This is a genomic window from Streptomyces sp. NPDC014894 (genome assembly GCF_043080985.1).
GTDB lineage: Bacteria > Actinomycetota > Actinomycetes > Streptomycetales > Streptomycetaceae > Streptomyces.
This window is the reverse complement of record NZ_JBIBWD010000001.1, coordinates 457,551-472,918: the sequence shown is the minus strand read 5'-3', so window position 1 is coordinate 472,918 and position 15,368 is coordinate 457,551. Positions and strand designations below refer to the sequence as shown.

Annotated in this window: 9 protein-coding genes; 1 reads left to right on the top strand and 8 read right to left on the bottom strand. The window is 72.9% G+C overall.

Features of this window, described 5'->3' with window-relative positions:
• Positions 1-21: 21 nt before the first annotated feature.
• The 8 genes from ACF089_RS02025 to ACF089_RS01990 all read right to left on the bottom strand — a co-directional run bounded on the left by ACF089_RS02025 (position 22) and on the right by ACF089_RS01990 (position 13,448).
• Complete coding sequence (locus tag ACF089_RS02025) at positions 22-864, bottom strand: GNAT family N-acetyltransferase (protein ID WP_392021565.1); 843 nt, start codon at positions 862-864, stop codon at positions 22-24.
• Positions 865-988: 124 nt separating this feature from the next.
• Positions 989-2,143, bottom strand: a complete 1,155-nt coding sequence (ispG, locus tag ACF089_RS02020) for a flavodoxin-dependent (E)-4-hydroxy-3-methylbut-2-enyl-diphosphate synthase (RefSeq protein ID WP_392020514.1) — start codon at positions 2,141-2,143, stop codon at positions 989-991.
• 167 nt (positions 2,144-2,310) lie between these two features.
• Positions 2,311-3,612 (bottom strand): M50 family metallopeptidase, encoded by a 1,302-nt coding sequence (locus ACF089_RS02015; RefSeq protein WP_392020511.1) that lies wholly within the window; start codon positions 3,610-3,612, stop codon positions 2,311-2,313.
• Positions 3,609-4,859 (bottom strand): 1-deoxy-D-xylulose-5-phosphate reductoisomerase, encoded by a 1,251-nt coding sequence (gene dxr, locus ACF089_RS02010; RefSeq protein WP_392020508.1) that lies wholly within the window; start codon positions 4,857-4,859, stop codon positions 3,609-3,611. The genes ACF089_RS02015 and dxr overlap by 4 nt, the downstream gene beginning before the upstream one ends.
• 197 nt (positions 4,860-5,056) lie before the next feature.
• A complete protein-coding gene (locus ACF089_RS02005; RefSeq protein ID WP_392020505.1) occupies positions 5,057-7,003 on the bottom strand; it encodes an acyl-CoA dehydrogenase family protein in 1,947 nt (648 codons plus the stop codon).
• Positions 7,004-7,323: 320 nt separating this feature from the next.
• The gene (locus ACF089_RS02000) at positions 7,324-8,769 is read right to left on the bottom strand and encodes an aldehyde dehydrogenase family protein (protein WP_392020503.1); all 1,446 of its coding nucleotides are present in this window, start codon (positions 8,767-8,769) and stop codon (positions 7,324-7,326) included.
• A gap of 781 nt (positions 8,770-9,550) precedes the next feature.
• Positions 9,551-11,122 (bottom strand): PucR family transcriptional regulator, encoded by a 1,572-nt coding sequence (locus ACF089_RS01995; RefSeq protein ID WP_392020501.1) that lies wholly within the window; start codon positions 11,120-11,122, stop codon positions 9,551-9,553.
• A 196-nt stretch (positions 11,123-11,318) separates the two neighbouring features.
• Positions 11,319-13,448, bottom strand: a complete 2,130-nt coding sequence (locus ACF089_RS01990; RefSeq protein ID WP_392020498.1) for an ATP-binding protein — start codon at positions 13,446-13,448, stop codon at positions 11,319-11,321.
• 272 nt (positions 13,449-13,720) lie between these two features.
• On the opposite strand from ACF089_RS01990, the gene gabT reads away from it, so the two are divergent.
• Positions 13,721-15,055 carry a 4-aminobutyrate--2-oxoglutarate transaminase gene (gabT, locus tag ACF089_RS01985; protein ID WP_392020496.1) on the top strand — a complete coding sequence of 445 codons (1,335 nt, stop codon included), beginning with the start codon at positions 13,721-13,723 and terminating at the stop codon, positions 15,053-15,055.
• The last annotated feature ends 313 nt before the right edge of the window (positions 15,056-15,368 follow it).

Below are 15,368 nucleotides of genomic sequence, written 5' to 3'. Positions count from 1 at the left end.
CCTACTTGCCGCCGTCCCGGCTCAGAACAGCACGCTCATGAAGGCCCCGGTCTCCTCGAAGCCGACGCGCCGGTAGGCGGCCCTTGCCGGGGTGTTGTAGTCGTTGACGTACAGACTGACCACGGGCGCCACATCGGCGAGGGCGTACCTCAGCACGGCGGCCATGCCCGTCTCGGACAGTCCCCGGCCGCGGAACTCGGGGTCCACCCAGACGCCCTGGATCTGGCAGGCCTGGGTGGTCGCCGCGCCGATCTCCGCCTTGAAGATCACCCGGCCGTCCTCGATCCGGGCGAAGGAGCGGCCCGCGCCGACGAGTTCGGCGACCCTGGCCTGGTAGAGCAGTCCGCCGTCGCCGGCCATCGGGGAGACGCCGACCTCCTCGGTGAACATGGCCACGCAGGCGGGCATGATCGCGTCCATCTCGTCCTTGCGGATCCGGCGGACGTACGGGTCGGGCTCGATGTCGTCGGGCACCCGGTCGGTGACCATGAGCGGCTGGCGGGGGCGGACGTCCCGGGCGGGGCCCCAGCTGGGCTCCAGCAGCCGCCACAGCCGGGCGGTGGGCTCGGCGGGCCCGACGATGGAGGAGCAGCGGCGGCCGGCCCGGCGGGCGCGGTCGGCGAAGGCGCGGACGGCCTCGGGGGTGGCGCAGATGGGGACGAGGTTGGCACCGGAGTAGCACAAGGAGCGCAGCCGTCCGTCGGCGTACCAGCCCCACATCTCGCCGCCGAGCCGCCAGGGGTCGAGCCCGGCGACCTGGACCCGTGAGGTGACAAAGGCGTTCGCCACGGGCTCGCTCTCCAGAACGGCGAGCGCGGCGCCGAGGTCGCTGGGTTCGAGGACCCGGGTGGTCGTCTGCGTCAACACGAGGGGGCCTCACCTGCCGTCTGCCGATCTCCGCACTGTACCTGCCGGGTGGGCCGGGTGCCGAGCGTGCGACGGGCCCCGCTCGCGCGGGCGGCGCGGTCGGGGCCCTGGGCGGCGGCGGTCAGCCGACGGAGACCTCGGGCTCGCCGGAGGCGATGCCGTCCTTCTCCATCTGCTCGGCGATCTTCATCGCCTCTTCGATCAAGGTTTCGACGATCTTGGACTCGGGCACGGTCTTGATGACCTCGCCCTTGACGAAGATCTGGCCCTTGCCGTTGCCGGAGGCGACGCCGAGGTCGGCCTCGCGGGCCTCGCCGGGGCCGTTGACGACGCAGCCCATGACGGCGACGCGCAGCGGCACCTCCATGCCCTCCAGGCCCGCGGTGACCTCGTCGGCGAGCTTGTAGACGTCGACCTGGGCGCGGCCGCAGGACGGGCAGGAGACGATCTCCAGCCGGCGCTGGCGGAGGTTGAGCGACTCCAGGATCTGGATGCCGACCTTGACCTCTTCGGCCGGGGGCGCGGAGAGGGAGACCCGGATGGTGTCGCCGATGCCCTCGCTGAGCAGGGCTCCGAAGGCGACGGCGGACTTGATGGTGCCCTGGAAGGCGGGGCCGGCCTCGGTGACGCCGAGGTGGAGCGGGTAGTCGCACTGGGCGGCGAGCTGGCGGTAGGCGTTGACCATCACGACGGGGTCGTTGTGCTTGACCGAGATCTTGATGTCCTGGAAGCCGTGCTCCTCGAAGAGGGAGGCCTCCCAGAGCGCGGACTCCACCAGCGCCTCGGGGGTGGCCTTGCCGTACTTGGCCAGCAGCCGGGCGTCGAGCGAACCGGCGTTGACGCCGATGCGGATGGGGGTGGCGGAGGCCGAGGCGGCCCGCGCGATCTCCTTGACCTTGTCGTCGAACTGCTTGATGTTGCCCGGGTTCACCCGGACCGCGGCGCAGCCGGCGTCGATGGCGGCGAAGACGTACTTGGGCTGGAAGTGGATGTCCGCGATGACGGGGATCTGGGACTTCCGGGCGATGGTGGAGAGGGCGTCGGCGTCGTCCTGGGTGGGGCAGGCGACCCGGACGATCTGGCAGCCGGACGCGGTCAGCTCCGCGATCTGCTGGAGGGTGGCCCCGATGTCGGAGGTGCGCGTCGTCGTCATCGACTGCACGGAGACGGGTGCGTCGCCGCCGACGGCCACCGAGCCGACCTGAATCTTTCGGCTGACCCGCCGGTCGGCGAGCTTGGTCGGAACGGAAGGCATACCGAGCGAAATCGCGGTCATGTGCTGTGCAACCCCAAGGTGTGGATCGAGGTCCCGAATCGGCGGGCTCCAGAGGTCCGAGATTACGGCACCTCGGTTACGACAAGCACATCACGCGGGTGAAAACGCCGGAGCGGCGGGCGGCCGGGCGCACAGTGCACCCGGCCGCGCCGCCGCTCGGGGTCCGGTCAGCTGATCTTCACCGGATTGACGATGTCGGCGACCAGCACCAACAGGGTGAAGCAGATGAAGATCCCGGCGACGACATAGGCGACCGGCATGAGCTTGGCCACGTCGAAGGGGCCGGGGTCGGGACGCCGGAAGAGCCGGGCGACCTTGCGGCGCACGGACTCCCAGAGGGCTCCCGCGATGTGTCCGCCGTCCAGGGGCAGCAGCGGCAGCATGTTGAAGAGGAACAGCGAGAGGTTGAAGCCCGCGAGCAGCAGCATGAAGCTGGCGACAATGTTCTGGGTGGGTACGTCCAGATTCATCACCTCGCCGCTGATACGGGCCGCGCCGACGACGCCGACCGGGGAGTCGTCCTTGCGCTCGCCGTCACCGAAGGCCGCGTCCCAGAGGTCGGGGACCTTGGCGGGGAGGGCGATGATCGACTCCACCCCGTTCTCCAGCATGCCGCCCATGCGGTCGACCGAGTCGGGGAAGGAGAGCGGCATGATCTCGGTCCGGGCGGCGAAGCCGAGATATCCGGCCTCGACGAACTTCCCGGGGACGACCTCGCCGTCGGAGTCCTTGGCGACCACCTTGTTGGTGATCAGCTCGGCCCGCAGCTCCCGGCGCTCTCCGTCGCGCTCGACGGTGATGTCGGCGGCTCCGGTGGTGTCGCGGATCAGGCCGGAGAGGCCCGCCCAGTCGTCCACCGGCTTCCCGTCGAAGGCGACGATCTTGTCGCCGACCTTCAGTCCGGCGGCCTGGGCGGGCGAGGCGGGGTCGCCCGCCGCGCAGGTGTCGCGCTCCTCGCTCTGGGCGATGACGCACTTGGGGACGCCCGCGACCTCGGTGGTCTGGGTGGCGAAACCGAAGCCCATCGCGACGCCGAGGAAGATCGCGACGGCGAGGATCAGATTCATGAACGGGCCGGCGAACATCACGATCACGCGCTTCCACGGCTTGCGCGTGTAGAAGAGCCGCTTCTCGTCGCCCGGCTCCAGCTCCTCGTACGCGGCCGAACGGGCGTCCTCGATCATGCCGCGCCAGGGCGAGGTGGACCGGGCCTCGACGCGGCCGTCCGCGCCGGGCGGGAACATCCCGATCATGCGGATGTAGCCGCCCATGGGGATGGCCTTGATCCCGTACTCCGTCTCGCCCTTGCGCCGGGACCAGAGGGTGGGGCCGAAGCCGACCATGTACTGCGGCACCCGGATGCCGAAGAGCTTGGCCGTGGAGAGGTGGCCCAGCTCGTGGAAGGCGATGGAGAACAGCAGGCCGACGGCGAACAGCGCTATGCCGAGGACCGTCAACAGCAACGTCATGCGCGAGCCTCCGCTGTGGCTTTCCCTGCCAGTTCCCGGGCTCTGGCCCGGGCCCAGCTCTCCGCTTCGAGAACGTCGCCGACCGTCAGCGCGGTTCCCCGCGCGGGAGCCCCGTGTTCGGTGACGACTTCGGTGACCGTATCCATGATTCCGTTGAACGGCAGCCTTCCGGCGAGAAACGCGTCCACGCACTCCTCGTTGGCCGCGTTGAAGACCGCGGGGGCCGTGCCGCCCAGCTCGCCCACCTGGCGGGCGAGGGCCACCGAGGGGAACGCCTCGGTGTCGAGGGGGAAGAACTCCCAGGTCGAGGCCTGCGTCCAGTCGAAGGCCGGGGCCGCGTCGGGCACCCGCTCGGGCCAGCCGATGCCCACCGCGATCGAGCCCGTCATGTCCGGCGGGGTGGCCTGGGCGATGGTGGAGCCGTCCAGGAACTCCACCATCGAGTGGACATAGCTCTGCGGATGGACGACGACTTCGATGCGGTCGAAGGGCACGTCGTACAGGAGATGCGCCTCGATGACCTCCAGGCCCTTGTTGACCAGGGTCGCGCTGTTGACCGTGATCACCGGGCCCATGGCCCAGGTGGGGTGGGCCAGGGCGTCGCCGGGGGTGACGTCCGCCAGCTCGGCCCGGGTGCGGCCGCGGAAGGGGCCGCCGGAGGCGGTGACGACCAGCTTGCGGACGTCGGCGCGGGTGCCCGCGGCCAGCGACTGGAAGATCGCGGTGTGCTCGGAGTCCACCGGGATGATCTGGCCGGGCGCGGCGACGGCCTTCACCAGGGGCCCGCCGACGATGAGCGACTCCTTGTTGGCGAGGGCCAGCGTCCGGCCCGCCGTGAGCGCGGCGAGGGTGGGGGCGAGGCCGATGGAGCCGGTGATGCCGTTGAGCACGGTGTGGCAGTCGGAGGCGGCCAGCTCGGCGGCGGCCCCGGGGCCGGCGAGGATCTCGGGCCGCCGCTCGGTCCCGTACTCCGCGGCCAGCGCCTCGCGGAGCGCGGGCACGGCCTCCTCCCGGGCCACGGCGACCGTCTCGACGCGCAGCAGGCGGGCCTGCTCCGCGAGCAGCGCCACCCGTCCGCCGGCGGCGGAGAGCGCGGTGACGCGGAAGCGGTCGGGGTTGCGCAGTACGAGGTCTATGGCCTGGGTCCCGATGGATCCGGTGGAGCCGAGGACGACGACGTCCCGGCGTCCTTCGGCCGGATCGAAGGCGATGTGCGGGTCGGCGAGGGGAGATGGGCTGTCGCTCATCCCCCCATTGTGTCCGTAACGGCGGCGGGCAAGAACAGCGGCGTCGGGGCGGCGGGGCGCGGAACGGCGCCGGGGCCCGCCGCCCGGTCGCCGGGGCGGCCTCGGGGGCGGTCTCGGGGGCGGGGAGCCGGGGGCCGGCGAGGCGGGCGGCCGGGGTCGGGGAGAAGGGGCGAGGGCGCGAGGTGGCAGGGCCGCGGTCAGGGGACGGGGCGGTGGACGTTCTCCCGGGCGGAGGGGCCCGGAGTGGCGTCCGCGATCCAGGGCCCGTCGCCGCTGGGGTCGACGATGCCCTGCTCCAGCCACTCGTACCGGCCGGAGAGCACGCCCTCCACCACGCGGTGATCGATGCTGTCGGTGTTGGACCAGAGCCGGTTGAACAGCTCCTCCACCCGGATCCGGGACTGCCGGCAGAACGCGTCCGCGAGCTGGTACGCCTCCCGGCCGGGGCCCTCGCCGGTGCGCAGCAGCTCCGCCCGCACGCAGGCGGCGCTCATCGCGAACAGCTCGGCCCCGATGTCGACGATCCGGCCCAGGAAGCCCTGCTTGGTCTCCATCCGGCCCTGCCAGCGGGACATGGCGTAGAAGGTGGAGCGGGCGAGCCGGCGGGACGAGCGCTCGACGTACCGCAGATGGGCGGAGAGGTCCGGGAAGCCGGCCGGGTGGAACTCCCCGTACGAACTCGGGAGCCCGCCCGGGCCCGCGACCAGCTTGGGCAGCCAGCGGGCGTAGAAGGCCGTGGCCCGCGCGCCCGCCCTCGCCTTGTCGCCGAGGGAGTTCTCCGGGTCGATGAGCCCGCCGGCGACCTTGAGGTGGGCGTCGACGGCCTCCCGGGCGATCAGCAGGTGCATGATCTCGGTGGAGCCCTCGAAGATCCGGTTGATGCGCAGATCGCGGAGCATCTGCTCGGCGGGTACGGGACGCTCGCCGCGCGCCTTGAGCGAGTCGGCGGTCTCGAAGCCGCGTCCGCCGCGGATCTGGACCAGCTCGTCGGCCATCAGCCAGGCCATCTCGGAGCCGTACAGCTTGGCGAGCGCCGCCTCGATCCGGATGTCGTTGCGGTCCTCGTCGGCCATCTGGGAGGAGAGGTCGAGCACGGCCTCCAGGGCGAAGGTGGTGGCGGCGATGAAGGAGATCTTCGCGCCGACCGCCTCGTGCCGGGCGACCGGCCGGCCCCACTGCTCGCGCTCCGCCGACCACTCGCGGGCGATCCTCAGACACCATTTGCCCGCGCCGACGCACATGGCGGGGAGGGAGAGCCGTCCGGTGTTGAGGGTGGTGAGGGCGATCTTGAGGCCCTCGCCCTCGGCTCCGATGCGATGGGCGGCGGGGACCCGGACCCGGTGGAGGCGGGTGACGCCGTTCTCCAGACCGCGCAGGCCCATGAAGGCGTTGCGGTGCTCCACGGTGACGCCCTCGGAGGCCGCCTCGACCACGAAGGCGGTGATCCCGCCGCGATGGCCCTCCGACCTGGGCACCCTGGCCATGACGACCAGGAGGTCGGCGACGACGCCGTTGGTCGTCCACAGCTTCACGCCGTCCAGGACGTAGTCGTCGCCGTCCGGCACGGCCGTGGTGGCCAGGCGCGCGGGGTCGGAGCCGACGTCGGGCTCGGTGAGGAGGAAGGCGGAGATGTCGTGGCGGGCGAGACGCGGCAGGAAGGCGTCCCGCTGCTCCTGGGTGCCGAAGATCTTCAGCGGCTGCGGTACGCCGATCGACTGGTGCGCGGAGAGCAGCGCGCCGACGGCGGGGCTGGCGGAGCCGATCAGCGCGAGGGCCTTGTTGTAGTAGACCTGGGTGAGGCCGAGGCCGCCGTACTTGACGTCGATCTTCATCCCGAGCGCGCCCAGCTCCCTGAGGCCGTTGATCACCTCGTCGGGGATCCGGTCCTCGCGCTCGATGAGGGCTCCGTCGATCCGGGTCTCGCAGAAGGCGCGGAGCCGGGCGAGGAACTCCTCGCCGCGCCGGGTGTCCTCGGCGGCGGGGAGCGGATGCGGATGGATCAGGTCGAGCCGGAAACGGCCGAGGAACAGCTCCTTCGCGAAGCTGGGCCTGCGCCAGTCCTGCTCCCGCGCGGCCTCGGCGACCCGCCGGGCCTCCTGCTCGGTGACCTTGGGGGGACGGTTCTTCTCCAGTGGTGCGGTCATGAGGTTCACCTCGCCGCGAGTCGGGGATCCGGGCGTCGGCGGGCGGGGGCGGGGGCCCTCTACCGACCGGTGCTACTCGTCCGTACTACCTGATTCCGGGCGCGCCCACCAGTCCCCCGGGGCAGTCGGGCGAACGGGCGGGGCTCCGGCGGTCCCGGGCGGGGGCGCTCGGGGTGACCGGGGTGACCGGGGTGACCGGGGTGACCGGACCGGGGGCGCTCGGGGGCGCGCCCGTCCGGAGCCGGGCCGGGGGGTACGACGACGGCCGGAGCCCCCGCACAGTGGGCTCCGGCCGTCGTCGCGTCGTACCTCCCCGCCCGCTAGAGCGCGAGGCCGGTGAGGACGAGGACCCGCTCGTAGGTGTAGTCGTCCATCGCGTACGCCACGCCCTCGCGGCCGACGCCGGACTGCTTGGCTCCGCCGTAGGGCATCTGGTCGGCGCGGTACGAGGGCACATCGCCGATGATCACGCCGCCGACCTCCAGCGCGCGGTGGGCGCGGAACGCGGTCCGCAGGTCATGGGTGAAGACGCCCGCCTGGAGGCCGTACGGGGAGTCGTTCACCGCGGCGAACGCCTCGGCCTCGCCGTCCACCCGGGCGACCGTGAGCACCGGGCCGAAGATCTCCTCGCTCGCGAGGGTGACCCCGGCCGGGACCTCGGCGAGGACGGTGGGGGCGTACGAGGCCCGCTCGCGCGTGCCGCCGGTGAGCAGCTTCGCGCCCGCGGCGACCGCCTCGTCCACCCAGGACTCGACGCGCCGGGCGGCGTCCTCGCTGACCAGCGGGCCGACATCGGTGGCGGAGTCGGACGGGTCGCCGGTGACCTGCGCCTCGACCGCCGCGACGATCTTCGGCAGCAGCCGGTCGTGGACGGCGGTGTCGACGATGACCCGCTGGACGGAGATGCAGGACTGGCCGCCCTGGTAGTTCGAGAAGGTCGCGATCCGGCTCGCGGCCCACTCCAGGTCCTCCTCCGAGGCCCAGTCGCCGAGGACGACGGCCGCGCCGTTGCCGCCCAGCTCCAGGGTGCAGTGCTTACGGGGCACGGAGTCCATGATCGCGTAGCCGACCGGGCCGGAGCCGGTGAAGGAGATCACGGGCAGCCGCTCGTCCTGGACCAGCGCGGGCATCCGGTCGTTGGGGACCGGCAGCACGGACCAGGAGCCCGCGGGCAGCTCGGTCTCGGCCAGCAGCTCGCCCAGGATCAGCGAGGAGAGCGGGGTGGCCGGGGCCGGCTTGAGGATGATCGGCGCGCCCACGGCGATCGCGGGGGCGACCTTGTGGGCGCTGAGGTTCAGCGGGAAGTTGAACGGCGCGATGCCCAGCACGACGCCCTTGGGGATGCGCCGGGTCAGCGCGAGCCGGCCGACGCCGCCCGGGTCGGTGTCCAGGCGCTGGGCCTCGCCGCCGTTGAAGCGGCGGGCCTCCTCCGCGGCGAACCGGAACACGGAGACCGCGCGTCCGACCTCGCCCCGGGCCCACTTCACGGGCTTGCCGTTCTCGGCGGAGATCAGCAGGGCGATCTCCTCCGTGCGCTCCGCGAGCCGCCGGGAGACATGGTCCAGGGCGGCCGCGCGCACATGGGCCGGCGTCGCGGCGAACTCCTCGCGCACGGCGTACGCGGCGGCTACGGCCTCCTCGACCTGATCCTCGGTCGGGACGGAGACCCTGCCGACGAGACGTCCGTCCCACGAGTTGGTCACGTCGAAGGAGGTCTCGCCGGCGGCCTGGCGGCCGGCGAGCCAGAAGGCGTGGGTGGAGGTCATGTCCCGGCCCTTCCGAGATAGATGGGGTGCGTCCGACCACGGTAGGACCGGAAGGCCGTTCCGGTGATTGTCCGGGGTGGAGTGGTACGGGGATACTTCCGGACGCTTTGGCGCGTGCGGGGCGGCGGGGGTGCCCTGGCGGGCGGCGGGGGGTGTGACGGGGGCCGGGCCCGGGCCCGCCCTCGACGCGGGCCCTCGACCCGGGCGTGCGGCCGGGGACGGCGGGTGCGGGTGCGGACCGGTGATGCTTTTGCTCGCCGAGCCCGTCGAACTCGAGCCCCGCCGGCGATCGAGGCGCGGGGAGCGGGGCGGAGCCCTGGGGCGGCGGGGCGGTCAACCACGGGATCCCCGGGGCGCGGGGCCGTCCTCAAACGCCGGACGGGCTGGATTTGCCTACCAGGCTGGGTTCACTCGCCGAAGCGAGCTGGCAAATTCAAGCCCCGCCGGCGATCGAGGCGCGAGGAGCGGGGCAGAGCCCCGGGACGGCCAGGCGGTCAACCACGAGAACCCCGAGGCGCGGGGCCGTCCTCAAACGCCGGACGGGCTGGATTTGCCTACCAGGCTGGGTTCACTCGCCGAAGCGGGCTGGGGAAATCCAGCCCCGCCGGCGATCGAGGCGCGAGGAGCGAGGCAGAACCCCGGGACGGCCAGGCGGTCAACCACGAGAACCCCGAGGCGCGGGGCCGTCCTCAAACGCCGGACGGGCTGGATTTGCCTACCAGGCTGGATTTGCTCGCCGGGCTGGGTTTGCTTACTGGGCTCTCGCCGGTACGGGCACGGGTCAGTCGGAGGTGACGGACGCCGTGGTCTTCAGGGCGAGCCACAGCTCCATGCGGACGTCCGGGTCGTCCAGGGAACGGCCGAGGATCTCCTCGACCCGGCGCATGCGGTAGCGGAGGGTGTGGCGGTGCACGCCGAGGTCGGCGGCGGCCGCGTCCCACTGGCCGTGGCGGGAGAGCCAGGCCCGCAGGGAGGCCACCAGATCGCCGCGGCCCTTGGCGTCGTGCTCGTACAGCGCGCGGAGCATCCCGTCCGCGAAGGCGCGTACCGCGTCGTCGGCGAGCAGCGGGAGGATGGAGCCCGCGGCCAGCTCCTCGTGCTCGACCAGCGCCCGGCCGCGCCGGCGGGCGACCGAGAGGGACTGTTCGGCCTGTTTGTACGCGGCGGCCGCGGCGATCGGTCCGGTGGGGGCCGAGAGCCCGAGGACGGTCTCCGCCTCGCCGGCCTCCTTGGCGGCGTACGCGGAGAGCAGCTCGGCGACCACCGCGCCGCCGTCGGCCGCCAGCACCACGAGGCGCTCGTCGGTGTCGGGCACGGCGAGGTGGGCCTCCCGGGCGCGGAAGGCGGCCGAGTCGAGGAACTCGGCGAGGGCGGCGAGCGGCGGGGCGCCCTGGCCGTCGGCGGCGCTCTCCGCCGCCGGTTCGGCGATCAGGAGCCGGAAGGGCTGGTCGAGCAGTGTGCCGTACAGATCCCCGGCGGCGGCGCGGGCGGGGTCGGGCTGGCCGGACAGCAGCATCCGCAGCACCGCCGCGCCGAGCCGCTGCTCGGCCTGCTGGAGGGAGCGGGAGCGTTCGGTGGTGAGGGTGAGCAGGGCGACGGCGGAGTGCACCGCGTACCGCTCGGCGGTGCCGAGGGGCGCGCCGGTGCCGACCGCGAGGACGCCGCGCACCCGGCGGCCGGTGCCCAGGGACTGGAGTTCCACCCGGTCGTCGCCGGTGGCGGCGACCACCGCGCTGACGGGTGCGGAGCGCTCCCGCAGCCGCTCGACGTCGCCGGTGAGGCGGGCGGCCCGGCGGCCGGCCCAGTCGGGCGAGGCGGCGAGGACGGCTCCGGAGGCGTCGTAGAGCGCGGCCCAGCCGTCGACGTGGGCGGCGAGCCGGGCGACGACGGCGCCGGGGCCGTCGGTGAGCGCGGCCCGGGTCAGCTCGCGCTGGGCCTCGAACCCGGCGGTCACGGCACGGTACGTCTCGGTCGCGATCGCCGCCGAGACGGCCTTGCTGATGGCGAGGAAGGGGGTGCGGCGGGGGACTTCGAGCAGCGGGAAGTCCGCCTCCCGGGCGGCGTCGAGCAGCGCGTCCGGGATGTCCTCGTAGTGCACGCCGACGGCGAAGCCGAGTCCGACGACGCCCGCGCGGTCCAGCCGGCGGACGTACCGGCGCATGGCGTCGGGGTCCTCGGCGTCCAGGGTGATCGCGGTGACGAGGAGGAGTTCGCCGCCCTCCATGTACGGGACGGGGTCGGCCAGCTCGCTGACGTGCGCCCAGCGGACCGGGGCTTCGAGCCGGCCCTCCCCGGCGCGCACGGTGAGTTTGAGCGCCGAGTGCTGGAGCAGGGAGGCGAGGGTGGGCGGCATGGGACCTTCAGTGACCTCGGGGGCGGGGACGGCGCAGTGCGCCGTCCCGTATGAACGGCATGGTTCGATTCTGCCAGCTCGTCGAGTTGCGACGCTTGGCAGCCGTTATGTCCTGATCTCCGGTGGCCCGGCCGGCTGGTCTGACCGACTGACTGACTGACTGCCTGTCCGTCCCCCCGGCGCTCTCGGCCGGCGATCAGGTCCGAAGGTCCACCAGCAGGGGCGGGGTGTGCTCGCCGCGCACGGTCGTCAGCGAGAGCACCGCGTGCCCGGCGGGCACCAGGTGGGCCAGGTCCGAGGCGGACCAGCGGGCGCGCTCGACCTCGCGGACGGTGACCGCCTCGGCGGTGACCGCCCGGCCGGTGACCAGGCGGCGCATCATGTGCATCGCCTTCGTCAGCGGCTCGTCGGAGACGATCTGCCGATTGGTGACATCGCGGGTCTGCACCCATTCGGTGCCCCAGGCCTCGGCGAAGCGGTTGCCGTCCCAGGGCGCGAGCCCGGCGAACGCCATCCGGCAGCCGACCGCGCCGAGCAGCGGGCCGCGCAGCGGCTCGGGCACGTCCTCCAGGGTGCGCAGGGCGAGGACCACGCCGGCGTTGGCGGAGCGCAGCCGCTGGATGGAGCGGACCGAGTCGGCGGTGACGGTGTGGGTGGCGTCGTCGAGGACGAGCGCGGCGAACAGGGACCGGTCGGCGCGGTTGAGCACGGCCTCGGTGAACTGGGCCAGGACGAGCCGGGCGATGATCCGGGAGGCTTCGGCGTGGCCGCGTTCGGGGAGGTCGATCCGGACCCGCAGGGGGTGCTCGACGGCGCGCAGCGAGAACTGGCGGCCGGCGCCGTCGGTGCGGAAGAAGCGGGCGAAGGCGGGGCGGTCGAGGAAGGCGACGCGTTCGGCGAGGAGGACGCCGATGTCGTCGGCGCGGGCGGACTGGCGTTCGCGGGCGTCCAGCTCCCGCAGCTCGGCGGCGGTGCCGGGGCCGCCCTTCGTCTCCAGGCCGGCCCGCAGCCCGGCGAGGGCGGCGGGGGCGCCGCCGAGGAGTTCGCGCAGTTCGGGTACGGCGGGGAAGTGGCCGTGCACATGCCGGTACGGCCCGATCAGCTGGGCCAGCGCGGTGGCGGCGCGCCTGCTGTCGCCGCCGGGCAGGGTGGCGGCGAGGTCGCCGACGAGGGCTTCGGCGATGGTGCGGGCGGCTTCGTCGGGGTCGTCGGCGCCTCCGTAGAGGTCCAGGTCGTGGGTGGAGTCGGCTCGCCCCACCGAGATCACCAGATCGAACGCCCCGTCGGCGGCGGCCCCCGCCCCCTGCGCCGTGACCGCCACCACCGCCGCCCGGTTCGCCAGCGCCAGCAGACACATCGACTCCACCACCGGCCGCACCAGCCGCACACTCTTCCCCGACCCCGACGGCCCGACGGCGAGCAGCGAGGTCCCGATCAGGGAGGGGTCGAGGGCGAGGCCGGTGGTGCGGCGGGGGTAGGGGTTGCGGACGCCTCCGTCGGCCGTGCCGATCTTCACCTGGGAGGCGAAGAGATCGTGCTGCGCGCCTCGCGTCGGCAGGTCGCGAGAGCCGGAGGGGTGGGTGAACGCGGCGGCGCCACGGGTCAGCACCTGCTGGGTGAAGGCGGTCAGCCGGGACGGGTCGGCCTGGACGCTCTGCCAGGCGCGGCGGATCCGGGAGTAGTCGACATCGTTCATCCGCCCGGACCTGGCCTCGTCGGCGAGGCGTTCGGCGGCGGCGGCCTGGCCGGCGTTCCGGAGATCGGTCCACTCGGCGGGGTCGTCGGACGCGCCGGCCACGATCGCGGGAGCCGGACGGCTCTTCCTGGGGCGGAAGACGCCGAACAGGGGCAGCAGATAGCGGCGGCCGACTTCGGCCCAGCTGCCGAGCCGGGCGAAGAAGACGACGAACGCCACGAACAGCGCCAGATCGATGAGGGTGCCGATCACTCCCCGGACCGCGGCGTCGTCGAAGAGTCTGACCAGTGAGGTGGTCCAGTACAGAGGGTCCAGCCAGTACGGGATGTAGCGGTTGTAGTGCAGCGACCAGAGCAGGAGCGCGGCGAGGAACGAGATCAGCGCGCCGCTGATCAGGCTGGCTCCGGAGACCTTCTCCGGTTCTTCGTCGGGGCGCGGCACATGGCCGTACCTCCAGGTGCCGGGAGCCGCCTCGGGCCGCCGGGTCCGGAGCCAGTCGCCGAGTGACGGGCCCATCACGGGGGCGCTGGAGGGAAGAGGAGGCAGCGCGGGCTGGGGCGGCGGTCCGGCCGGGCGCGGTACGCCGTCGGCCCGGGTGCCACGCGCGTCGTAGGTGCCCTCAGTGTCCATCTCGCCCCTCGTCCCCTGCCCGCTTCACGATCCGGCCCTGCGCAGGCCCTCAATCTAATGCCCCCGCCTGGGCAGTTCACCGATCGACGGGGGCGGGGACGGCCGCACCCCGGGCCGGGCCCCCCGCGTCGAGCCCCCCACCCCTATGTCCGGCACGGACAACGCAGCCCGGGCAACACTCCCGAACGGCGCATGCCCACTCCCCGCTCGCGCCCCTAGCCTGCGGTGGAGAGAACCCTCAGCAGCGTCCAGAGCACCCCCAGGAGCCCCTCATGACCGCAATCCCGCAGGAGCGCCGCGTCGTCACCGCCATTCCCGGACCGAAGTCGGTCGAGCTGCAGGCGCGCCGTGCCGCCGTGGTCGCCGCCGGTGTGGGGTCCGTGCTGCCCGTGTTCACGGCGCGGGCGGGCGGCGGGATCATCGAGGACGTGGACGGCAACCGTCTGATCGACTTCGGCTCCGGCATCGCCGTGACCAGCGTCGGCGCGAGCGCGGAGGCCGTGGTGCGCCGGGCGTCGGCGCAGCTGGCGGACTTCACGCACACCTGTTTCATGGTGACGCCGTACGAGGGGTACGTGGCGGTCGCGGAGGCCCTGGCCGAGCTGACGCCGGGTGATCACGCGAAGAAGTCGGCGCTGTTCAACTCGGGCGCCGAGGCGGTCGAGAACGCGGTGAAGATCGCGCGGTCGTACACCAAGCGCCAGGCGGTGGTGGTCTTCGATCACGGCTACCACGGCCGTACCAATCTCACGATGGCTCTGACCTCGAAGAACATGCCGTACAAGCAGGGCTTCGGGCCGTTCGCGCCGGAGGTGTACCGGGTGCCGGTGGCGTACGGGTACCGCTGGCCGACCGGGGCCGAGAACGCCGGCGCCGAGGCGTCCGCGCAGGCCATCGACCAGATCAGCAAGCAGATCGGCGCGGAGAACGTCGCGGCGATCATCATCGAGCCGGTGCTCGGCGAGGGCGGCTTCATCGAGCCGGCCAAGGGCTTCCTGCCCGCGATCGCGCGATTCGCCCAGGAGAACGGCATCGTGTTCGTGGCGGACGAGATCCAGTCGGGCTTCTGCCGTACCGGCCAGTGGTTCGCCTGTGAGGACGAGGGCGTCGTCCCGGACCTGATCACCACCGCCAAGGGCATCGCGGGCGGTCTGCCGCTCGCCGCCGTCACCGGCCGCGCCGAGATCATGGACGCGGCGCACGCGGGCGGTCTGGGCGGCACCTACGGCGGCAACCCGGTGGCGTGCGCTGGCGCGCTCGGGTCGATCGAGACGATGAAGGAGCTGGACCTCAACGCGAAGGCCCGCCGCATCGAGGAGGTCATGAAGGGCCGGCTGACCGCGATGCAGGAGAAGTTCGACATCATCGGCGACGTCCGGGGCCGGGGCGCGATGATCGCGATCGAGCTGGTGAAGGACCGGGAGACCAAGGAGCCGCACCCGTCCGCCGCCGCCGCGCTCGCGAAGGCCTGCCACGCGGAGGGGCTGCTGGTCCTGACCTGTGGCACCTACGGCAATGTGCTGCGTTTCCTGCCGCCGCTGGTGATCGGCGAGGATCTGCTCAACGAGGGCCTGGACATCCTGGAGCAGGCGTTCCCGGCCGTCTGACCTGCGGCGGCGCGCCCGGCCCGGCCGTCCGGCCGAGCGGGCACCCGTGTTCGATCCATCCGAACGGATGAGCCCTGACCAGGCGGAACGGTCGCGACCTGTGAAGAAGGTGTGGGGGGCCGATGGCGGGATGGGAATCCGCCTGTCGGTCCCCCCGCCCCTGCCGTACGGTTTCTGCAGATGAGAGAAACACCCCGCCCGCAGGGGACTGCGGGCGATTCCGGGCCAGGGCTTCCCCGGCACTGTCCCGGCCGTGCCATTGCGCACACCACCGGAGCCTCAGGTTCCGGAACTCCTCACCGATCGGATGGCC